General features: G+C 72.6%; 17 protein-coding genes. 11 read left to right on the forward strand and 6 right to left on the reverse strand.

All coding sequences use genetic code 11. The features are described 5' to 3' along the window. Positions 1-118 precede the first annotated feature (118 nt). Together ACFY4B_RS04025 and ACFY4B_RS04030 are read right to left on the reverse strand one after the other, a co-directional pair. Entirely contained in the window at positions 119-2,512 is a 2,394-nt protein-coding gene (locus tag ACFY4B_RS04025) for an FtsX-like permease family protein (protein ID WP_387966386.1), read from the reverse strand. After that, a complete protein-coding gene (locus ACFY4B_RS04030) occupies positions 2,509-3,222 on the reverse strand; it encodes an ABC transporter ATP-binding protein (protein ID WP_387966387.1) in 714 nt (237 codons plus the stop codon). Before ACFY4B_RS04030 ends, ACFY4B_RS04025 begins: the two co-directional genes overlap by 4 nt. Positions 3,223-3,523: 301 nt before the next feature. On the opposite strand from ACFY4B_RS04030, the gene ACFY4B_RS04035 reads away from it, so the two are divergent. The 4 genes from ACFY4B_RS04035 to ACFY4B_RS04050 all read left to right on the forward strand — a co-directional run bounded on the left by ACFY4B_RS04035 (position 3,524) and on the right by ACFY4B_RS04050 (position 8,063). After that, positions 3,524-4,972, forward strand: a complete 1,449-nt coding sequence (locus ACFY4B_RS04035) for a histidine kinase (protein ID WP_380738473.1) — start codon at positions 3,524-3,526, stop codon at positions 4,970-4,972. After that, positions 4,924-5,571 carry a response regulator transcription factor gene (locus ACFY4B_RS04040; protein WP_049655241.1) on the forward strand — a complete coding sequence of 216 codons (648 nt, stop codon included), beginning with the start codon at positions 4,924-4,926 and terminating at the stop codon, positions 5,569-5,571. Before ACFY4B_RS04035 ends, ACFY4B_RS04040 begins: the two co-directional genes overlap by 49 nt. A gap of 370 nt (positions 5,572-5,941) precedes the next feature. Next, positions 5,942-7,006 (forward strand): isopenicillin N synthase family dioxygenase, encoded by a 1,065-nt coding sequence (locus ACFY4B_RS04045; protein ID WP_380775001.1) that lies wholly within the window; start codon positions 5,942-5,944, stop codon positions 7,004-7,006. A 277-nt stretch (positions 7,007-7,283) separates the two neighbouring features. Next, complete coding sequence (locus ACFY4B_RS04050) at positions 7,284-8,063, forward strand: MerR family transcriptional regulator (protein ID WP_387966388.1); 780 nt, start codon at positions 7,284-7,286, stop codon at positions 8,061-8,063. A gap of 62 nt (positions 8,064-8,125) precedes the next feature. Here ACFY4B_RS04050 and ACFY4B_RS04055 read toward each other — a convergent pair whose 3' ends face one another. From ACFY4B_RS04055 to ACFY4B_RS04070, 4 genes are all read right to left on the reverse strand, one after another. Further along, positions 8,126-10,327: a 3-hydroxyacyl-CoA dehydrogenase NAD-binding domain-containing protein gene (locus ACFY4B_RS04055; protein WP_387966389.1), complete on the reverse strand. Its 2,202-nt coding sequence runs from the start codon at positions 10,325-10,327 to the stop codon at positions 8,126-8,128. Positions 10,328-10,412: 85 nt separating this feature from the next. Then, positions 10,413-11,627 (reverse strand): acetyl-CoA C-acetyltransferase, encoded by a 1,215-nt coding sequence (locus tag ACFY4B_RS04060; protein WP_387966390.1) that lies wholly within the window; start codon positions 11,625-11,627, stop codon positions 10,413-10,415. Positions 11,628-11,710: 83 nt separating this feature from the next. After that, positions 11,711-12,853, reverse strand: a complete 1,143-nt coding sequence (locus tag ACFY4B_RS04065; RefSeq protein WP_387966391.1) for an acyl-CoA dehydrogenase family protein — start codon at positions 12,851-12,853, stop codon at positions 11,711-11,713. Positions 12,854-12,855: 2 nt separating this feature from the next. Beyond that, complete coding sequence (locus ACFY4B_RS04070; protein WP_387966511.1) at positions 12,856-14,010, reverse strand: CaiB/BaiF CoA transferase family protein; 1,155 nt, start codon at positions 14,008-14,010, stop codon at positions 12,856-12,858. 307 nt (positions 14,011-14,317) lie between these two features. On the opposite strand from ACFY4B_RS04070, the gene ACFY4B_RS04075 reads away from it, so the two are divergent. The 7 genes from ACFY4B_RS04075 (at position 14,318) to ACFY4B_RS04105 (ending at position 22,093) form a co-directional block, all read left to right on the forward strand. Further along, on the forward strand, positions 14,318-14,785 hold the full coding sequence (locus ACFY4B_RS04075; protein WP_387966392.1) for a hypothetical protein: 468 nt from the start codon (positions 14,318-14,320) through the stop codon (positions 14,783-14,785). A gap of 21 nt (positions 14,786-14,806) precedes the next feature. Continuing rightward, a complete protein-coding gene (locus ACFY4B_RS04080) occupies positions 14,807-16,930 on the forward strand; it encodes a hypothetical protein (RefSeq protein WP_387966393.1) in 2,124 nt (707 codons plus the stop codon). Further along, positions 16,927-18,000 carry a hypothetical protein gene (locus tag ACFY4B_RS04085; RefSeq protein WP_387966394.1) on the forward strand — a complete coding sequence of 358 codons (1,074 nt, stop codon included), beginning with the start codon at positions 16,927-16,929 and terminating at the stop codon, positions 17,998-18,000. The genes ACFY4B_RS04080 and ACFY4B_RS04085 overlap by 4 nt, the downstream gene beginning before the upstream one ends. Positions 18,001-18,091: 91 nt before the next feature. Continuing rightward, positions 18,092-19,138, forward strand: coding sequence for a hypothetical protein (locus ACFY4B_RS04090; RefSeq protein WP_387966395.1), 1,047 nt, complete (start codon positions 18,092-18,094; stop codon positions 19,136-19,138). A gap of 91 nt (positions 19,139-19,229) precedes the next feature. Beyond that, positions 19,230-20,303 carry a hypothetical protein gene (locus tag ACFY4B_RS04095; protein ID WP_387966396.1) on the forward strand — a complete coding sequence of 358 codons (1,074 nt, stop codon included), beginning with the start codon at positions 19,230-19,232 and terminating at the stop codon, positions 20,301-20,303. 96 nt (positions 20,304-20,399) lie between these two features. After that, entirely contained in the window at positions 20,400-21,464 is a 1,065-nt protein-coding gene (locus ACFY4B_RS04100) for a hypothetical protein (RefSeq protein WP_387966397.1), read from the forward strand. Positions 21,465-21,544: 80 nt separating this feature from the next. Then, complete coding sequence (locus ACFY4B_RS04105; RefSeq protein ID WP_387966398.1) at positions 21,545-22,093, forward strand: GNAT family N-acetyltransferase; 549 nt, start codon at positions 21,545-21,547, stop codon at positions 22,091-22,093. Positions 22,094-22,141: the final 48 nt, after the last annotated feature.

A 22,141-nucleotide genomic window follows, 5' to 3' on the forward strand; every position in this document is an offset into this window, starting at 1 on the left:
GATCGGACGGCCTGGGTCGGCCCTGCCCGGCCCGGCCCTGTCTGGGAGCCTTACGGGGGGTTCCCAGACGGGGCCGGGTACCGGGTTTTGTTTCGTTTCCTGGCCCTCCCCCGCGTCGTCACTCCGTCCGCAGCGCCGTGACCGTCCTGGTGCGGGCCGCCCAGGTGGCCGGGAGGACGGCTCCGAGCAGGGCCAGCACCAGGCCGCCGAGTATCAGCGGCCCCACCACCGACGGGGCGAACACGGCGAGGTCGGCGTCCGGCACCCCGATTCCGGCGGCCCGTGCCATCGCGGGCATCACCCGGTGGTGCACCAGGATGCCGATCGGGACCCCGATCACCCCGGCCGCCAGCCCGCTGCCGCAGACCGAGGTGAGCACCATGCCGACGGTCTGCCGGGGTGACATCCCGAGCGCCTTGAGCACCCCGAGGTCGTGCACCCGCTCCCGGGTGTCCAGCAGCACGGTGTTGAGCACCCCGAGTCCCGCCACCACGGAGAGCAGCAGCGTGAGCGTGCCCGCCAGGGTGTTCATCGCCAGCACCACGATGCTGAGGTGCTCCTCTCCGGGGTCGGCGCTCAGGCCCAGCGGCTTCACGGCCTGGTCCAGCCCGTCGGCGTAGGACTGCGCATCGGTGCCCGGGGTGAGGTCGATGTGGAAGGTGAGCGCCTCGGCGTGGATCGCGCCGCCGAGCGGCGCCAGCGTGGACCGGTCCGTGAACACCAGGTCGTTGGTGGTCAGGACCTCGCCGGTGATCTTCGCCGGGGTGCTGCGTCCGTGGTCGGTGAGGGTGACGGTGTCACCGACCTTCGCCTGGGTGGCCCGCAGGGTGGCGGCGGCCACCACGACCTCGCCGGGGCCGTGGAACCAGCGGCCGGAGACCAGTTGGAAGCCGCTCCAGGAGGTGTCGCCGCTGAACGCGACCACTTCGGAGCGCCCGGTGCTGCCGGCCAGGGCGACCGGGGTCGGGACGGTGCTGTACCAGGCCCGGGTGCCCGGGCAGGAGTCGACGGCCCTGGCCACGGCCGCCTCGTCCACGTGGTCGGCGGACGGCGCGGCGCCGTCGAACGGGGTCTGGACCACCACCTTGCCCGCGCGGTCGGCCGCCAGACCGTCCTGGATCGAGCCCAGCGAGAGCGTCAGGCCGACGCAGAGGGTGACCCCGACCGTACCGAGCACCACGGCGGCCCCGGTGGTCGCCGAGCGGCCCGGCCGGTTGAGCGGGGAGGCCAGCCCGAGGCTGAGCGCCCGTGGCACCGGCAGCCCGCCGATCAGCTCCTGCGCCCGGGACACCGGGCCCACCGCCCCCGCCCCGCCGACCGTGCCGCGGGCGGCTGCCCGCTTGGCGCCCGGCGCCGTGCGGCCGACCGCGAGCGCCTCCACCGTCCGCAGCCGCCCGGCCCGCAGCGCCGGCACCAGCGCGGTGCCCGCCACCGCCCCCAGGGCCGCCACCGCGACCACGACGTCCACCCAGACCGGGATGCCGAGCAGCCCGCCGCGCAGGGCCTTGTGAGCCAGCCCGAGGACCGGTACGGACAGCAGGTTGCCGAGGAGCACACCGAGCGCCGTGCCGACCCCGGCGGGTATCAGCGCCTGGCCGACGTAGGCGCGCGCCACCTGGGCCGGGGTGAAGCCCAGGGACTTGAGGATGCCGATCCGCCGGGTGGCGGCGCTGACGGCGCCGCTGACCACGACTCCGATGATCAGCACCGACATGGCCAGGCCGAGCACCCCGAAGGCCGTGACGAACGGGACGAAGGTCGAGGCCGTCCGGTTCGCCTCCTCCTGGGCGGGCCGGTAGGAGGTGGCCCTGGCGAGCGCCCCGCCCGGGACCGCGGCGGCCAGTGCGGCACGGTCGGCCTCCACCTCGGCGTCGCCGCCGGCGTGGGCGAAGCGGTAGAGGTACTGGACGGAGGGCTCCGTGCCGGGCACCGTCAGCCCGGCCACCTGCTCCGGGGCGACCCAGCCGTCCGCGCTCCAGGAGACCGAGGCCGCCAGGCCGACGACCTTGAGCGTCGGATGCCCCGGCAGCTCCGGGAACTCCATGCTGTCGCCGACCGCCAGCGGCGAGTGCCCGTCCAGGAACACCACCTCGCCGGGGCCGGCGACCCAGCGGCCCCTGGTGATCCGCAGGCCGTCCAGCGGGCCGTCCTGGGCGCGGCCGACCAGCGTCATCGGCGGCAGCGGGCTCCCGGCCGGCGGGATCCGGGTATCGGGGCCGGAGCGCGGCTGGACGGCGACCGCCTGGTAGGGGCCGGCCGAGGCCGTCACGCCGGGCGCGTGGGTCGTCGCGGCGAGCTGGGCGGGGCTCGCCCTGGCCCGGTCGTACAGCACGTTGAGGTGGGCGCCGCGCTGGTCGGCGAAGGAGCGCTGGTACGGGCCCTGGGCGGCGACCAGCAGCCCGAGCGCGAGGATGCACGCCGTCACGGACACCATCGTGGTGAGCACCATCACCAGGGTCTGCACCCGCCGCCGGCCGACCCCGGCGCGCACCACCTTGCCGAGCGCGCTCATCGGCCACCGCCCGGTGCCGGCACGGCCGCCGTGTCCCGGACCAGCCGGCCGTCGAGCAGTTCGATCGTCCGGTCGGCGCAGGCCTCGGCGAGCGCGGTGTCATGGGTGACCAGCAGGATCGTCTGGCCTTCCGCGTTGAGCCCGCGCAGCAGGTCGCGGACGTCGGCGGCCGAGGCGGTGTCCAGCGCCCCGGTGGGCTCGTCGGCCAGCAGCAGCGGCGGACGGTTCATCAGCGCCCGGGCGACCGCGACCCGCTGGCGCTCCCCGCCGGAGAGCCGGCCGGGGAAGGCCTTGGCGTGCCGGGCCACCCCCAGCCGCTCCAGCAGCTCCCCGGCCCGGGCCCGCGCCTGCTCCCGCCGCATCCCGGCCAGCTGGGCCGGGAGCAGCACGTTGTCCTCCGCGGTCAGGTCGTCCAGCAGGTTGAAGAACTGGAACACCATGCCGATCCGCGCCCGCCGGTACTCGGCCAGCTCGGCCTCGCCGAGCCGGTGCACGGCGACGCCGTCCACCTCCACCTCGCCCTCGCTCGGGCGGTCGAGGCCGGCGATCAGGTTCAGCAGGGTGGACTTGCCGCTGCCCGAACGGCCGAGCACGGCCAGTGCCTCGCCGGCCCGGACCTCCAGGTCGAGCCCGGCCAGGGCGGGACGGGCGGCGTCGGATCGGTCGTACGTCTTGCTGACGCCGCGGATCCGGATGATCGGCGCGTTCACGGGCCCTCCACTGTTCGGCGTCCGGCCCCGGGAAGCCCGGGCCGACTGACGGAACATCACGCTACGAATCGGCGGCGGGGTGCCGACAGCCGTCTGGACGGCCTCTGCGGGGTGTATCCAGATACACCCCGAACTGGGTGTTCAGGCCTAGAGCACCAGGGGCCCCGGCCGGGCAGACTGACCCAGCGAAAGATCGGAACCGGGGTCCGCGGGGCCCCGGAACGACAGCTTCGGAACCGCGGCTTCGGGCCGCGGCACCGCGGTCTCCGGGCGGGGCCGCGCAAGGGAGAGGGGGCGCGTCATGGACGCGGGAGTGCTGAACGGACTGGCCCTGCGGGTCGGCCGGGCGTGTGCGGACGGGGTGCGCGCCTGGTACGCGGTGACGCTGGCCGTGACGGGGTTCCTCGCACTGCTGGCGGGGCCGGTCCTGCTGGCCACCGCGCTGTTCGGTCCGGACGAGCCCGGGGACTTCACCCCGGGCGGGCCGCTGATCCTGGCGGTGCCGATGGCACCGGTCGCCCTGTGGGCGCTCTGCTGGGCCACCGGGGGCGGCGGCCGGGCGGTCGGCGCCGCGCTGTTCGCTCCGGGGACGATAGCGCTGATGGCGGCCCACCTCTACGGCGGTGCGGCGCCGGGCGGCCGGTCCGGTTCGGTCTGGCTGGCGCCCGCACTGCTGGTGCTCGGGCTGTTCGGCGCCCGCTGGATCGCGACGGAGAGCAGGCGCACCGTCGGGAAGTGGAGCGGGCGGCCGATACCGGTGCCGTACCGCCGGCCGGTCCGCGCCGGGGCCTGGCCGCGACTGCGGGCCGGCGGCTGGCTCACCGACCCGGCGACCTGGCGGGACTTCGCCTGGACGCTGCTCACCGGCGCCACCGTGCTGCTCACCGCCGCGATCGTCGTGCTGACCCCGGTCGCCCTGGAGGTCTTCGGCCGGAACGGACCGTTCTTCGCCCTGGGCGTCGTCTACTCGATGGGCCTGACCATCGCCCCGTTGGCCGTCCTGTGGGCCGCCCCGCCGGCCCTGCGGATCCACGAGAAGGCCGCCCGGGCCCTGCTCGGGCCCTCCCGCCGGGCCGAGCTGGCCCGCCAGGTCAGCCATCTCGCGCGGACCAGGGCGGACACCATCGACGCCGGCGCGGCCGAGCTGCGCCGGATCGAGCGGGACCTGCACGACGGGGCGCAGGCCCGGCTGGTCGCACTGGGCATGCTGCTGACCGTGGCCGAGCAGCTGAAGGACGACCCGGACGCCCTCGGGCCGCTGCTGGCCGAGGCCCGGCTGTCCTCGGTGAAGGCGCTGGGCGAGCTGCGGGACCTGGTCCGCGGGATCCACCCCCCGGTGCTCGCCGACCGCGGCCTGGCCGACGCGGTGCGGGCGACGGCGCTGGACCTGCCGCTGCCGGTCGGCTTCACCGGCGGCCTGCCCGGCCGGGCGCCCGCCCCGGTGGAGTCGGCCGCCTACTTCGCGGTGACGGAGCTGCTGGCCAACGTGGTGAAGCACGCCGGGGCCTCGCGGGTGTGGATCGAGATAGGGCACAGTGACGGGCTGCTGCGGATATCGGTCACCGACGACGGGCGCGGCGGCGCCGAGCCGTCCCGGGGGACCGGCCTCAGCGGAACCGAACGCCGACTGGCCGCCTTCGACGGGGTGCTCGCGATCAGCAGCCCGCCCGGTGGGCCGACCATCGTGAACCTGGAGATCCCGTGCGCGTTGTCATCGCCGAAGACCTCTTCCTCCTCCGGGACGGACTGACCCGGCTGCTGGAGGCCAACGGCATGAAGGTCACCGCGGCGGTGGAGGACGGCGAGCAGCTGCTCGCCGCGGTGGCCGCGGACCGGCCCGACATCGCCGTGGTGGACGTCCGGCTGCCGCCGAGCTTCACCGACGAGGGCCTGCGGGCGGCGCTGGCGGCCCGTCAGGCCCACCCGGGCCTGCCCGTCCTGGTGCTGTCGCAGTTCGTGGAGCAGCTGTACGCCCGCGAGCTGCTGGCCGGCAGCACCGGTGGGATCGGCTACCTGCTCAAGGACCGGGTGATGGACGGCACCCAGTTCATCGACGCCGTACGGCGGGTCGCCCAGGGCGGCACCGCGATGGATCCGGAGGTGATCACCCGGCTGCTCACCCACAACTCCTCGGCCGGCCCGGTCTCCACGCTCTCCCCGCGCGAGCGGCAGGTGCTCGGACTGATGGCGGAGGGCCGGTCCAATGCGGCGATCGCCCAGCAGCTGGTGATCACCGAGCGGGCCGTCGCCAAGCACACCGCGTCGATCTTCGTCCGGCTCGACCTCCAGCCCTCCGACGACGACAACCGCCGGGTCCTGGCCGTCCTGGCCTACCTCAACAACTCCTGAACGACTCCCGAACGACTCCCGAAAGGAGCCGCCACCGCCCGCACTCCGGCGCCACCGCCCCACAACTTGATAGATCACCGACAAATAGCGAGTGGCCCTCCGCTGCAGGGGGCTCGCCTGCCGCAGAACGGGTCAATTAGGCTGGTGGGGTGCTCATCCTTGTTCGCCGCCGCCACGTGGACCTGCTCCGCGTGACGACCATGTCCTGTCGACGCTCCGGCTGAACCTCGCGCCACCCACCCTCAACGGCGACCCCTGCCCGGCCGCCACCACCTCCCGGCCCCGGAGCACCCGCCGCACCAGGCACAGCTCCGGCCGCCCCCGGTCGACCACCGGGACCAGTCGGGACGAGACCCAGCGGATGTCACACATGACGCAGCAGTACACGCCCATATCCGAGACCGGCACCGGCACCGGCTCCCCCTCGGCGGAAGCCCCCTCGGCGGACGCCCTCCCGGTGATCGACCTCTCGCTCGCCGACGGCAGCCCGGACGACCGCCGCCGCCTGCACGACGAGCTCCGCGCCGCGGCCACCGGCGTCGGGTTCTTCCAGCTGGTCGGCCACGGCGTCACCCCGGAGGAGACGGCCGCACTCGCCCGGGCCATGCGCGCCTTCTTCGCCCTCCCCGAGGCCGACCGGCTCGCCGTGAGCAACCTCAACTCCCCCCACTACCGGGGCTACACCCGCACCGGCGACGAGCGCACCGGCGGCAGCCAGGACTGGCGCGACCAGCTGGACATCGGCGCCGAGCTGCCCCCGCACGTCCCCGGCAGCGGCGAGCCCCCGTACTGGTGGCTGGAGGGGCCCAACCAGTGGCCCGAGGCCCTCCCCGAGCTGCGCACCGCCGCGCTCGGCTGGATCGACCACCTCGGCGCGGTCGCCCGCCGCCTGCTGCACGAACTCCTCGCCGCGATCGGCGCCCGCCCCGACTTCTACGACGAGGCCTTCGCGGGCCACCCCCACCTGCGCCTCAAGCTGGTCCGCTACCCCGGCACCGCCCCGGACGGCGCCGGCCAGGGCGTCGGCGCCCACAAGGACTACGGCTTCATCACCCTGCTGCTGCAGGACACCGTCGGCGGCCTCCAGGTCGAGCGCGCGGACGGCACCTTCCTCGAGGTCCCGCCGCTCGACGGCGCCTTCGTCGTCAACCTCGGCGAGCTGCTGGAGGTGGCCACGGACGGTTACCTCAAGGCCACCAACCACCGCGTGGTGAGCCCGGTCGGCGCCCGCGAGCGCTTCTCGGTGCCGTTCTTCTACAACCCCCGCCTCGACGCCCACATCGAGCCGCTGGACTTCCCGCTCGCCCACCACGCCCCCGGCGCCACCGCCGACCCGGCCAACCCGCTCTTCGCCGACTTCGGCCTCAACGAGTGGAAGGGCTACACCAGGGCCCACCCCGAGGTCACCCGCCGCCACCACGCCGCCCTCGCCTGACCCCCGGTACCGCCGCAACCCCGACGCCCCATTCCCGACACCCCTGCTCGACGCCCCTGCCCGAAGCCGGTCCCCCGGCGGACGGCAGGGGCGTCGGCGTCAGCGCCCCCACGCGTCCGCACGCGCCCGCACTCCCGCACACCCCCGCCGCTCGCCTGCCGCCCGCCGCCTGCCGCCTGCCGCCTGCCGCCTGCCGCCCGCATCGGTGGACCGGCCCGCCCACCACTGTCACACTGCTGCTGTCACAGCAGGAGTGTGCCAGCGCAGGAGGCGGCGGATGGGGGAGCAGGGCGGGGTGGGGGGCGGAGTGCGGCTGACGGTGGACGAGCTGGCGGCGCGGGCCGGGGTGACGGTGCGGACGGTGCGGTTCTACGGGACGAAGGGGCTGCTGCCGCCGCCGGAGCTGGGGCCGCGGCGGGTGGGTCTGTACGGGGCGGCGCACCTGGACCGGCTGGAGCTGATCGAGGAGTTGCAGCGGCAGGGCCTGACGCTGGCCGCGATCGAGCGGTACCTGGCGCGGTTGCCGGAGGACAGTACGCCGCTGGACCTGGCGATCCACCGTGCGCTGGTGGCGTCGTGGACGCCGGAGGCCCCGGAGGAGGTCACCCGGGCGCAGCTGGAGCGGCGGGCCGGGCGGGGCCTGACGGAGGGGCAGGTCGAGCGGCTCGCCGCGATGGGGGCGCTGGAGCGGACGCGGGATCCGGACGTGTTCCGGGTGGATCCCGGGCTGCTGCCGCTGGGCGTGCGGATCCTGGACGTGCCGATCCCGCTGGAGACGCTGCTGGCCGCCCGGGCGGTGGTGCTGGAGCACAGCCGGGCGACGGCACGGGAGTTGCAGCGGCTGTTCCGCGAGACGGTGTGGAAGCCCTACCGGGAGAGCGAGCCCGCGCCCGCCGAGCTGGCCCGGATGCGGGCGCTGACGGACCACATCCAGCCGATGGTGGCGCAGGCGCTGGTCACGGCCTTCCAGCGCTCGCTGCGGGAGGAACTGGGCGAGGAGCTGAGCCGGGAGTCGGACCAGGAATCGGGCCTGGAGTCGGGCGTGGAACCCGGGTGAGGCCGTACGGGCCACGGCCTCACCCAGGTCCGAGCAGGTCAGCAGGTCAGCAGGCCGACCGGTCAGTCCGTGAAGGTCCGCCCCTCGGCCGCGACCCGCTCCAGCAGCGCCGGCGGCGCGAACCGCTCGCCGTACGCGGCGGCGAGTTCGCGGGCGCGGGCCGCGAAGCCGGCCGGGCCGCCCTCGTACCCGTTGATGTACTGGAACACGCCGCCCGTCCAGGCCGGGAAGCCGATACCGAGGATCGAGCCCACGTTGGCGTCGGCGACCGAGGTCAGCACGCCCTCCTCCAGGCAGCGCACCGAGTCCAGCGCCTCGCTGAACAGCATCCGCTCCTTGAGGTCCTCGAACGGGACGTCCCCCGGGGCGTCCCCCGGAGCACCGGCCGGAGCACCGGAGAAGTGCTCCAGCAGCCCCGGCCAGAGCCGCCCGCGCCTGCCGTCCTCGCCGTACTCGTAGAAGCCCGCGCCGCCGCTGCGCCCCGGGCGGCCGAACTCGTCGACCATCCGGTCGACCACCGCGTCGGCCGGGTGCGGCGTCCAGCTGCCGCCGACGGCCTCCACCGAGCGCCGGTACTCGTCGCGGATCTTGCGCGGCAGGGTGAGGGTCAGCTCGTCCATCAGGGAGAGCACCTTGGCCGGGTAGCCGGCCTGGGCGGCGGCCTGCTCGATGCTGGACGGGTGGATGCCCTCGCCGACCATGGCGACGCCCTCGTTGAGGAACTGGCCGATCACCCGCGACGTGAAGAAGCCGCGGGAGTCGTTGACCACGATCGGGGTGCGGTCGATCTGCCGGACCAGGTCGAAGGCGCGGGCCAGCGCCTCGTCGCCGGTGCGCGGGCCGCGGATGATCTCGACCAGGCGCATCTTGTCGACCGGCGAGAAGAAGTGCAGCCCGATGAAGTCGCCCTGGCGCTCGACGCCTTCGGCGAGCAGGCCGATCGGCAGGGTGGACGTGTTGGAGCAGAGCAGCGTGTCGGGGCCGACCACGCCCTCGATCTCCTGGAACACCTTGTGCTTGAGCTCGGTGTTCTCGAAGACCGCCTCGATCACCACGTCGCAGCCGGCCAGGTCGGCGGCCTCGGCGGTGGGGGTGATCCGGGCCAGCAGCTCGTCGCGGTCGGCCTCGGTGGAGCGCCCGCGCGCGACGGCCTTGTTCAACAGCCCCTCGGAGTAGGCCTTTCCGCGCTCGGCGGCCTCGATGCCGACGTCCTTGAGCACGACCTCGATGCCGGCCTTGGCGCAGGCGTAGGCGATGCCCGCGCCCATCATCCCGGCGCCGAGCACCGCGACCTTGCGGACCGGCCGCTTCTCGACGTGCTTCGGGCGTCCGGCGCCGGAGTTGACCGCCTGCATGTCGAAGAAGAGCGCCTGGATCATGTTCTTGCTGGTCTGCCCGCAGGCCAGCTCGGTGAAGTAGCGGGCCTCGATCGTCATCGCGGTGTCGACGTCCACCTGGGCGCTCTCCACCGCGGCGGCCAGGACGTTGCGCGGGGCCGGGTAGGGCGCGCCGTTGAGCTGCTTGCGCAGGTTGGCCGGGAAGGCGGGCAGGTTGGCGGCGAAGGCCGGGGTGGCCGGGGTGCCGCCGGGGATCTTGTACCCCTTGACGTCCCAGGGCTGGACGGCGGTCGGGTTGGCCTCGATCCAGGCCTTCGCGCGGGCGGTCAACTCCTCCGGGGTGTCGACCAGTTCGTGCACCAGTCCGTGCTCCAGCGCCTGCGCCGGGCGGTACTGGCGGCCCTGGAGGAGGAACTTCAGCAGGGCGTCGGTGATGCCGAACAGCCGGACCGTACGGACCACTCCGCCGCCGCCCGGCAGCAGGCCGAGGGTGACCTCGGGCAGGCCGATCCGGCTGGCCGGGGTGTCGAGCGCGATCCGGTGGTGGCAGGCGAGGGCGAGCTCCAGGCCGCCGCCGAGCGCGCTGCCGTTGACGGCGGCGACGACCGGCTTGCCGAGGGTCTCCAGGGTGCGCAGCGCGCGCTTGATCCGCATCGACTTCTCGAAGACGGCCTCGGCGTCCTCGGGTCGGGCGGCGGAGAGCATCCGCAGGTCTCCCCCGGCGAAGAAGGTCTTCTTGCCGGAGGCGATCACCACGCCGCGCAGCGCGTCCGCGGCGGCCAGGGCGGCGAGCCGCCCGACGACGGTCTCGAAGTCGGCGGTGAAGGCCTCGTTCATGGTGTTGACGGACTGGGTGGGGTCGTCGAGGACGAGGGTGACCACGCCGTCCTGGTCCTGCTCCCAGCGGATGGTGGTGGTGTCGCTCATCAAGTTCTCCAGGTCTACCGGTCTGCAGAGGGAGGTACCACGCGCAGCGCGTCCCACGAAGGGAGGCGGCGGGCGACGCGTGGGCTCAGATGCGCTCGACGATGGTGGCGATGCCCATGCCGCCGCCCACGCAGAGGGTGATCAGGCCGTAGCGCAGGTCGCGCCGCTCCAGTTCGTCGACCACGGTGCCGAGCAGCATCGCGCCGGTGGCGCCGAGCGGGTGGCCGAGCGCGATCGCGCCGCCGTTGACGTTCACCTGGTCGTGGCGGAAGCCGAGTTCGCGGATGAAGCGGAGCGCGACCGCGGCGAAGGCCTCGTTGATCTCGACCAGGTCGATGTCGGCGGCGGTGAGCCCGGCCTTGGCGAGCGCCTTGCGGGTGGCCGGGGCGGGGCCGGTGAGCATGATGGTCGGCTCGGAGCCGGAGACGGCGGCGGAGACGATCCGGGCGCGCGGGCGCAGCCCGTTCCGCTCGCCGACCTCGCGGTTGCCGATGGCCACCAGCGCGGCGCCGTCCACGATGCCGGAGGAGTTGCCCGCGTGGTGGACGTGGTCGATGGCCTCGACCCAGTGGTACTTCTGGAGGGCGACGGCGTCGAAGCCGCCGGCCTCGCCGATGGCGGCGAAGGAGGGCTTGAGGCCGGCCAGGGTCTCGACGGTGGTGCCGGGGCGGATGAACTCGTCGCGCTCCAGCACGACCAGGCCGTTGCGGTCGCGGACCGGGACGACCGAGCGGTCGAACAGGCCGTCCGCCTGGGCCTTGGCGGCGCGGGCCTGGGACTCGGCGGCGAAGGCGTCCACGTCGGTGCGGGAGAAGCCCTCGATGGTGGCGATGAGGTCGGCGCCGATGCCCTGCGGGGCGAAATCGGTCTCGTACGCGGTCATCGGGTCGGCGAACCAGGCGCCGCCGTCGGAGGCCATCTTCACCCGGGACATCGACTCCACGCCGCCGGCCAGGACCAGGTCCTCCCAGCCGGAACGGACCTTGGCGGCGGCCAGGTTGACGGCTTCCAGGCCGGAGGCACAGAAGCGGTTCTCCTGGACGCCGGCGACGGTGTCGGGCAGGCCGGCCGCGATGGCCGCGATCCGGGCGATGTCGGAGCCCTGGTCGCCGACCGGGCTGACCACGCCGAGCACGATGTCGTCGATCGCGGCCGGGTCCAACCCGGGGTAGCGGCCGCGCAGTTCGTGGATCAGGCCGACGACCAGGTCGATCGGCTTGGTGCCGTGCAGCGAGCCGGTGGCCTTGCCCCGGCCGCGCGGGGTGCGGATCGCGTCGTAGACGTACGCTTCGGTGGTCACGGTGGGAACGCCTTTCAGCGGGTTTTCGGGGCGGGGGGCTTGTTCGGGGCGGGGACTCTGGGGGCTCGGAAGGACGGAGGCGCTCAGCCGAGGATGGAGCGGCCGACGATCTCCTTCATGATCTCGGTGGTACCGCCGTAGATGGTCTGGATGCGGCCGTCGGTGAACGCCCGGGCGACCGGGAACTCGCTCATGTAGCCGTAGCCGCCGTGCAGTTGGAGGCAGCGGTCGGCGGTGCGCTTCTGCAGTTCGGTGGCCCACCACTTGGCCATCGAGGCGTCCGCCGGGGTGAGCGCCCAGCGGTTGTGCTCGGTGATGCAGCGGTCCACGAAGGCGCGGGTGACGGCGCACTCGGTGGCCAGCTCGGCGATCTCGAAGCGGACGTGCTGGAGCCTGGCGAGCGGACGGCCGAAGGCCTCGCGCTGCCTGACGTAGTCGGTGGTGATCTCGACCAGGTACTCGGCGCCGGCGATCGCCGCGGCGGCGATGGTGAGCCGCTCCTGGGCGAGGTTCTGCATCAGGTGGACGAAGCCGCCGTTGAGCTCGCCGATCAGGTTCTCCTTCGGCACCCGGACGTCCTCGAAGAACAACTCGGCGGTGTCCTGGGCCTTCTGGCCGATCTTGTCGAGGTTGCGGCCGCGCTCGAAACCGGGCGTGCCGCGCTCGACGGCCAGCAGGCTCAGCCCGTGGGCGCCGCCCTCGGGGGTGGTGCGGGCGACCACGACCACCAGGTCGGCGAGGATGCCGTTGGAGATGAAGGTCTTGGCGCCGTTGAGCAGGAAGTGGTCCCCCTGGTCGACCGCCTGGGTGCGGATGCCCTGGAGGTCGGAGCCGGTGCCGGGCTCGGTCATCGCGATCGCGGTGATCAGCTCGCCCGAGCAGAAGCCGGGCAGCCAGCGGCGCTTCTGCTCCTCGGTGGCGAGCGAGGTGAGGTACGGGCCGATGATGTCGTTGTGCAGGCCGATCGCCAGTCCGGACGCGCCGGCCCGGGCGAACTCCTCGGCCAGTACGGCGGCGTAGCGGAAGTCGGGGGTGCCGCCACCGCCGTACTCCTCGGGGACGGCCAGGCCGAGCAGGCCCTGGCGGCCGGCCGCTAGCCAGGCGGAGCGGTCGACGATGCCGGCCTTCTCCCAGCGGTCGTAGTGCGGCAGCACCTCCTTGGCCAGGAAGGCCCGCACGGTGGCCCGGAAGTCGTCGTGCTGCTCGGTGAAGATCTCGCGCTGCAACGCTACTCTCCTTGCTCTGCCGTGGAGTTGGGGAAGGCACCGCCGGCCCCTGGGGCCGGTACGTCAGGGTCGAGGGCGGGGACGCCCCAGTCGCGGGCCACCTCGGCGGTGTCCGCGCCCGGCCGGGCCGGCGGGCGGCGCAGGGCGCCCGGGGTGGCGGAGAAGCGCGGGGCAGGGGCCGGCTGGGTGACGCCGTCCGCCTCGACGTACGTCCCGCGCGCCGACAGGTGGGCGTCCGCCGATGCCTGACGCATCGTCAGGACAGGCTCCACGCAGGCGTCGGAGCCCGCGAAGACGGCCTCCCACTCGGCCCTGGTCCGGGTGGCGAAGCGGGCGGCGATCAGGGCGCGCAGTTCGGGCCAGCGGGCCGGGTCGTACTGGCCGGGCGCGTCCGGGCCCAGCTCCAGCAGCCGGGCGAACTCCGCGTAGAAGCGCGGCTCCAGCGCGCCGACGGCCAGGTGGCCGCCGTCGGCCGCCCGGTACACCGCGTAGAACGGCGCGCCGCCGTCCAGCAGGTTGACGCCCCGGCGGTCCTGCCAGTGGCCGGCCGCGAGCAGTCCCCACAGCATGGAGCCGAGGTGCGCCGCGCCGTCCACGATCGCGGCGTCGACCACCTGCCCGGCGCCGGTGGCGCGGGCGTGGTGCAGCCCGGCGAGCAGGCCGACGACCAGGTAGAGCGAGCCGCCCGCGTAGTCGCCCAGCAGGTTGGCCGGGATACCGGGGGCCTCCTCGGCCCCGCCCGGCGCCGCCACCATCCCGAGCACCCCGGCGACCGCCGCGTACCCGAGGTCGTGCCCGGCCGTCGCCGCCCGGGGGCCGTGCTGCCCCCAGCCGGTCATCCGCCCGTACACCAGCGCCGGATTGCGCGCCAGGCACGCCTCGGGGCCGACCCCGAGCCGCTCCGCGACGCCCGGCCGGTAGCCCTCGATCAGCAGGTCCGCCCGCTCGACCAGGTCCAGCACCCGCCCGGGGCCCTCCGGGGACTTCAGGTCGATCAGCACCGAACGCTTGTTGCGGTTGCTGAGGTCGTACGCCGGGTCCGTACCGAGCGGCGACGGCTCCGGCCGGTCCACCCGCACCACGTCCGCCCCGAGGTCCCCCAGCAGCATCGCCGCGAACGGCCCCGGCCCGATCCCGGCGAGCTCCACCACCCGCACACCCGCCAACGGCCCCCCGGCCTCCGGCGCCCTGCTCGCGTCACCCACTGGCTGCTGAACCCTTCCCGACGGGTTTGACAGTAAAGCTGTCACACTCGGGATGATAGGCAAGCGACCCGCCGGTAACAAGACCTCCACGCCCGCGCCGAGCCGCCAATTCCCCCTCGACCCACGCCCGGTGAACCCGGCCACTCCCCGCGCCCACGGAATCACGGAGGGTGGGTCGGTGCACTGACGGAGGCTCCCTGTACGGTCGTCATGCCGCAGGGGAGCGGCCGCTTTGCCGATTGGGGAGGATTCCGCGCACATGGGCAACCCGAACTTCGTCACCGGACCGGTCGCACCGGCCAAGGACCCGATACCGGGCCCGGCGTCCACGTACGCGTCGAAGTCGCCGTACTCCAATCCGGCCCCGCCCAACGGTGTCAACCCCGTACTGATCCCGCCCGCCCTCGGCACCACCCAGCTGGACACCCCGCACGAACTCAACGCCTCGGCCGGAATGGCGCGGCAGATCGCCACCGACCTCGACAGCGCCAACGGCAAGGCCGGCCCCGGCGCGCACAGCCTCACCGAGTACGCGAGCACCGCGTCGACCAAGATCCGGGGCTTCTCCTTCGGCGGTGCCCTCACCGGCAGCACCGAACGGTGGCTGCAGCAGTGCAAGACCCTGCACGACAAGCTCGGCAGCACCGCCGCGAACCTCGACAAGACCCAACGGTTCTACGGCGACAACGAGGCCAGGACCGCCGCCGACCTCGGCGCGACCCGCTAGCCAGGAGAGGGGAAAGCACAGATGGTGTCCTTCAAGGAACTGCACGAGGCCGACTTCTCCGGGGTCAGCGACGCCGCGGAGGCCTGGGCCGGCGTGGCCAAGGCCCTCACCGCTCTGGACGGCCGGGTCACCAAGGACCTCACCAGCACCGCCCAGCGGGCCGGCTGGAAGGGCGATGCCGCCGACGCGGCGACGACGGCCATGCAGGGCATGGACGGCGACTTCAAGCAGGCCTCTGCCGTCGCCACCGCCCTCGCCGCGATCATGAAGACCGCCGCCGAGGACTTCACCGCCGCCCGGCGCGACCTCGACACGGCCATCCATGACGCGCAAACCGAGAACATGACCGTCTCCGCAGACGGCCAGGTCAACTGGACCCTGCCGAAGGAGGCTCGGAACGACACCGATGGCGAGAAGCTGGCCCAAGGACTGAGGGCCAAAGCGGAGGCCATCGCGGCCCGGTTGACGAAGGCCGTCGAGAAGGCCGCCGCCGCAGACCAACGGGCAAGCGTCGCGCTCCAGGGCGACATCGGTACCAGCACCACGTCCTTCAACCCCACCCCCTACGGTGGCGGCCCGGTCGCCGACGCCAACCGGGCCAAGGACCTCATGGCCAAGGCCGGCAGCCTCTCCGACGATCAGCTCAAGCAGTTGCAGGCCCTCATGGCCGCCAATGCGGAGAACAAGGACTTCTCCACCACCCTGCTCAACGGCCTCAACTACGGCGGAAAGACCGGCCCCGACGCCCTGCTGGAGTACAGCAGGGTCTACGACGGCCTCGCCCACGGCAAGCACAACACCCAGGGCTACCAGGACGTCTACGCCGGGCTGTCAACCGTGCTCGCCACCGCCACCCGCGACGGCGGAATGGGCAAGGCCTGGGAGGACGGGCTGCTGGCCGCCGCCCGCCGCCCCGGGGGGTCCGCGGCGGGATACAACGACAACTACCCGGCCCTGACTGCGCTGATGGGAGCCGGCGGCAAGTACGACAAGGCGTTCCTGTCCAAGGTCGGCAATGACCTGGTCGATTTCGAGCGCAACAGCAAGGCCAAGGGCGAGGAACTCTGGGGCCCGAACTGGAACGGCCGGGCCAACCAGACCGATCCGATGGGCGGCCTGATGAATGCGTTCAGCCACAACCCCGAGGCATCGAAGGAGTTCTTCGATCCCGGCAAGAGCAAGAACCTGGACTACCTGCTGCACGAGCGGAAGTGGCCTTTCCAAGGGGGCGAACAGAACATCCCCGCCGACTTCACCCCGTCCCGTACCGCGTTCGGCTACGCCCTGGAAGCGGCCACGACCGGTCGGGACCCGCACAGCGACCAACCGGTCGTCCGCCCGCACGACAAGGTCATGTCGCAGATCATGGACGAGACGATGAAGTCGTTCGCCGGCAACGGCCCCGGAGACAAGACGTCCCTTCCGGCCGGACTCCGCCGACCGATGGCCGACATGATCGCCGACTACTCAGCGGACGTGCACGAGATCCTCGGGAAGCAGAAGCTGCACGGACCGTCCCAACCCGATGGGCTCACCGTCACCCGTGAGCAGCTCCTGCGACTTGTCCGGGGCTCCGCCGAGGACCCGGAGTCTCTCGCCGTCATCAAGCATGCCGAGACCCAGGAGATCGCCCGCCGTCTGAACGAGTTCGACCGTGACGCTGCAATGCCTGGCCGGACAGGCCATGCGACGCCCGAACTGGAGTCCTTCGTTCACAACGCCGCCTCGGCACTCGGCGCGCTCGATGCGGTGTACGCCGACGCCGCCGTCGACCACGCGGACTCCGAGAAGGGGACCAATAACTGGCAGGCGAAGATGAACTACCACCTGCTCGGCACGCCCGTGAATTTGATTCCGGGGGTGGGCGACATCGCACAGCGCTACGTCGACATCGGAACAGCCAAATACGCCGATGCCGCCAACGCGGCAATCACTGGAAAGCTCGAAGGCAATGTGAGCTCCCATTTCTCAGCGGGACGGCAACAGTTGGACGAGATGATCACTTACAAGATGGTCATGTCAGGATACGGGTCCGACGCCCTGGACCGTGACGGCAGTGTTCCACGCCAGCTCCAGGAAAAGGCAGGAAATGCCTACAACTCCAGTGTCAACGACACCTATCGCACCGTATTCGGCAAGGCGTGAGCACCGTGGGAACCAATGGCAGGGCCGGACGCTCCGACGACACCACAGGGCTTGCCGACAGAGTCGATGTCGTGCTCGAACGGCGGGGTTTCACCACCCACGGGCTGCGGGTGCGCCTGGCGGCGGTGCTGATGGCGCTCTCCCTCGTCCCGATCGGAGCGCTGGGCTTCGCGCTCTACCGGCTGACGAACCTCGGCGGGCCGGACAGCGTGTGCGACGGGGCCGCCACGTCGGACCAAGTGCACGACCTCCTGGGCTCCGGACGAATCAGCGAGCACAGGAAGGGGTACGCGGCGGCGGAGAGCTCCCCGGGGAACAGTTGCTCTGCCTCGGTCCGCTCCGGCCTGTTCGAAACGACCGAGAAAACCGTGCGGTTCACCGTCGTCCGCAACTCCAAGGATGGCCCAGGCGTGTTGGCCGCCTCTGATGCCCGGCTGTTCTCCGGCAACCGGAGCGGTTCGGTGACGCCGGACGCGGCATGGGCAGTACTCCCCGAGGGGTGTGAGAAGGGCCTGCGCGCCGAGATCCGAACCAGCGAGACGGGTCACGACGAAGCCAGAGCCCGTCTGGCCGTGACGTTCGCGGCCGCGGCTGCCGAGGCACGCAAATGCGGGGACCGGAGACCGGCAGCGCCGGAGAACCTGTCAGCGAAGGGGGCCGAGACGGCCCCGGACTGGGCCAATCTCTGCGGCCTGCCCGGATTCGCGCCCGCGAAGAACCCCGAGGCGCAGCTCGACGTCTCTCAGCAGGCCACTACCGCGTTCGCCCCGATCTGGTCCTGCACGATCGGCAGCGGCCCGATGCACAACAGCTGGTCAAAGTACTTCGCGATCACAACCGAGCCACAGACCACCGCCCTGACCCAAAAGGACGGCAAGGAGGTGTCCGCCATCGGGCGGGCCCGTTGGGTCGCCGGCGGCACGCTCGTCGTCATCTGCCACGGCAAGGACGTCTTCTTCACTCTGAACGGCGACTACCAAACGCCTTCCATGTTCCCCGACCAGGACGATCTGGCCCGCAAGTTCCTCACAGCCGGGGGAAACGCGATCGGCTGCGAGCCGATCCTGTGACGCCTCCCGCGGGCGGCCGGGTCGCGACCGGCCGCCCGCGGCGGCAAACAGGGATCCAGTCGGTCGAGCAACACGCAGGGGGAAACACATCGTGGACAACAAGGACGACGACAGGCCTGACGGCTCCACCGCAGGCCTGGCCGGGCGCGTCGATGCGGCGCCCGGCCGACGGGGGTTCACCACCCGGCCGCTGCGAGTGCAGGCGTTGGTTGCCATGACGGGGGTGGCGGCGGTCACGGCCGGGGCGGGATTTTTTCTGGCGGACAACCTGACCAATATGTCCGGGCCGGACGTCGTGTGCGACGGCGCGGTGAGCGCGGACGAAGTGAACGACGCGCTCGGGTGGGGCAAGGTCAGCTCCACGATGTACGGCGACGGGAAGCTGGACACCCCCGGCGCGTCCTGTGCGGCGATGGTGAGCAACGGGATCTTCGGCAACGACCGGTTCGCCGTCATCGAGCTCCCCAAGGCCGGAGACCTCGCCAGGTTCAAGTACGACGCGGAGTCCCAGCTGTTCGCCGCCTCGGCGAACGGAGGCGCGGCCGGCGCCGTGCACAAGTCGTCGTACGGCTTCGCACTGCTCCCGAAGGACTGCGCCAACGGGCAGCGGGCCACCGTCAAGTCCCGGTCCTCCGACGCCCGGAAGCTCGCCGGGCTCGCCACCGCGGTGGCCAACCGCGTCGCGGCACAACAGGGTTGCGGCGGGGCGCCGCTCCCCGCACCGCGCGAGCTCACCCCGGCGGGTGCGGACCGCCCCCTCAACCGCGACGCCGTCTGCGGCCTGCCGGGGCTGACGATGCCCGACACTCCCGGTGGCCCCGTCTATCAGGAGACCGTGACCAACGCGACCGATCCGCTGTGGGCCTGCAGGATCCACTCGGACGCGGACCTCAGGTCCGCGATCACCTTCTCCATCGGCACCGATCCGCGCCTCGTCCAGCCGTGGACCCTCGACCCCGGCCCGGCCTTCGGCCGAGCCCACTGGGTCGGGCAACACGAAGTCATGGCGACATGCCAGGGACGGCCCACCCGCTTCCGGTTCGAAGTGGACGGTTTCCGGGACCTCATCGGCAAGACGACCTGGGAACAGTTCCTCACCGCCGGTGCCAAGGCGATCGACTGCGAGCCGATCCTCTGATTCCTCCTGCGGGCGGCCGGTTCGCGACCGTCCGCCCGCGCAGGCACGCGTGATTCCGGCCGACCGAGCAACACACAGGGGACAGCACATCGTGGAAACGAAGGACGACGACAAGCCCGACGGCTCCGCCACAGGCCTCGCCCGGCGCGTCGATGCGGCGCTCGACCGGCGGGGGTTCACCACGCGGGGGCTGCGGGTACGGCTGGCGGTCGTACTCGTGGCGTTCTCCCTCGTTCCGGTAGGGGCGGCAGGGTTCGGGCTGTACCGGCTGACGAACCTCGGCGGGCCGGGCAGTGTGTGCGACGGGGCGGTCACCGCGGACCAGGTGCACCACCTGCTGGGGTCGGGGCGGATCAGTGAGAGCAAGGGTCGCTACTCCGCCACGGAGGACTACACCGGGAACACTTGCACCACCAGGGTCACTTCCGGCCTGTTCCAGACCTCCACGGCGGTCGCACAGTTCACCATCACCCACAACACCGATGACGGTCCGGGCGCGTTGGCCTCCTCGGACGCCCGGCTGTTCTCCGGTGACTCTGCCGGTTCGGTGACGCCGGACGTCGCATGGGCCGTACTCCCCGAGGGGTGCGAGAAGGGCGTTCGAGCCGAGGTCCGCACCAGTGAGACCGGCCAGGACGAGACCAGGGCCCGGCTGGCCGTAGCCCTCGCCAACGACGTGGCCAAGGCGCGCGGATGCGGCAACGGGGTGCCCCCGGCACCGGCGAGCCTGTCGGAGAAGGGCATCGATTCGGACCCGGACTGGGCCAACCTCTGCGGCCTGCCGGGGTTCGCACCCGCGAAGAACCCCGAGGCCCGGTGGCGCATGCCACAGCAGGTCACCACCGCCACCGCCCCGATCTGGTCCTGCACGATCGGCGGGGACCCGCGACGCGATAGCCGGGTGCAGCAGTTCGCGATCACCACCGAGCCGCAGACAACCGCCCTGGGTCGGAAGAACGGTACGGCCTCCGATCTGGGTCGGGCCCAGTGGGTGGCCGGCGGAACGCTCGTCACGAGCTGTCAGGGCAAGGACGTCTTCTTCACCGTCACCGGCGGGTACTCCTCTCAGCTTGAGAAGCGCTACCTCTTCCCCGACCAGGACGACCTGGTGCGCCAGTTCCTCACCGCCGGTGGCAAGGCGATCGGCTGTGAGCCGATCCTGTGACGCCTCCCCTCCTGCGGGCGGCCGGTTGATGACCGGCCGCCCGCAGGAGCACGCCTGAATCCGACCGACCGAGCAGCAACCGGGGAACGACACACCATGGAAGACAAGAACGGCTCCGCCAGCGGCCCGGTCGGGCGGATGGACGCGGCGCTCGACCGGCGGGGGTTCACCACGCGGGGGCTGCGGGTGCGGGCCGGGGTCATGGCAGTGGCGGCGGTCGGGCTGGTGGCCGGGCTGGGGGTCGCCGGGTGGGCGCTGCTGGCGGACGACATGACCAACAGGTTCGGGCCGGACAGCGTGTGCGACGAGGTGGTGAGCTCACGGGCGGTGAACGAAGCGCTCGGGTCGGGCAAGGTCAGCGCGGAGCCGTACGAGGGGAACGTCAGCCGCGGCACGGCGGTCTGCACCGTGCAGGTGGCCGGCGGGATGTTCGGTGACGACCGGAACATCCGGGTGTCCCTCGGCGAGAGCAAGGACGTGTTCCACCTCCCGATCCCTCCCGGCGCCCGGACGTTCGCCGCCTCGGCGAACGGTGGCGCGGTCGGCGCCGTCCGTGGCGACGAGGCGTGGGCACTGCTCCCCGAGGGCTGCCCCAACGGGCTCTGGGCCAGGGTCACCGCGTACTCCGGGAAGGATCCCGACCCGCTGAAGCTCGCCCGGCTCGCCGTGTCGGCGGCCGACCGCATCGCGGACCAGCGCGGTTGCGGCAAGACGCCGCTGCCCGTCCTGCACGAGCTGGCCCCGGCCGCCACCGAGCGGGAGCCCGACGGCGACGCGGTCTGCGGCCTGCCGGGGGTCTCCGTCCAGCGCTCGCCCGACAAGCGCTACAGGGAGGCCGTGACCGTCGGATCCGATCCCCTGTGGACCTGCGAGATCACGCCTGAGGATGCGCACGGGAGCACCTCCTCCCTCGTCATCGCCACCGAGTCCCGGCTCCGGCCGGAGGCCACCGACCGGGACACCAGGCCGGCGTTCGGCCGTGCCCGCTGGGTGGGGTCCCTCCCCCGGGACGAGATCGTGGTGACCTGCCACGGTCGCCCCGTCTACTTCCGGATCGGCGCGATCAGGCACCTGGGGCACCTGTTCTCCACCTCCGACGAGGCCTGGAAGCAGTTCCTCACGGCCGGCGGCCAGGCGATCGGGTGTGAGCCGATCCTGTAGCGGGCGGAAATGGGCGGGCGGGTGTCGGGGTAATGGTCTATCTTGCGATGGACCTATTACGTGAGACATGGGGGAGCACCATGAGCACCACCACCACCGACCGTACCGACCACACCGCCCGCACCGTCGTCGCCGTCTCCGAGCGGCTGGTGCTGACGCGGCCGCGGGAGGGGGACGTGGGGGCGGTGTTCGCGATCCACGGGGATCCGGAGACCAACCGGTACAACCCGCACGGGCCGCAGCGGGAGCTCGTCCAGGCGCGGGAGATGCTGGACGGGTTCGTCGCCGACTGGGTGCGGGACGGGGTGGGGTACTGCGCCGTCGCCACCCGGGAGGACCCGGGGACGGTGATCGGGTTCGCCGGGCTCTACCTGCACACCCTGGACGGGGAGCGGGTGTTCAACCTCTACTACCGGTTCCGGCCGTCCGCCTGGGGCCTCGGGTACGCGGCGGAGGCGGCCCGGGCGGCGATGGCGGAGGCGCTGCCGCGCCACCCCGGGGTCCCGGTGGTCGCCCTGATCCACGCGGACAACCTGCCCTCGCGCCGGCTCGCCGAGCGGCTCGGGCTGGTCGCCGACCCGGACGGCCGCACCGACGAGGAGGACCGGGTGATCCACCGGATGGCCTGAGACCGGAGCCCGCCGCCCGGAGAGGCCCCCCGGAGGATCCCCCGCCCG

The sequence above is a fragment of the Kitasatospora sp. NPDC001261 genome (assembly GCF_042896795.1).
Lineage (GTDB): Bacteria > Actinomycetota > Actinomycetes > Streptomycetales > Streptomycetaceae > Kitasatospora.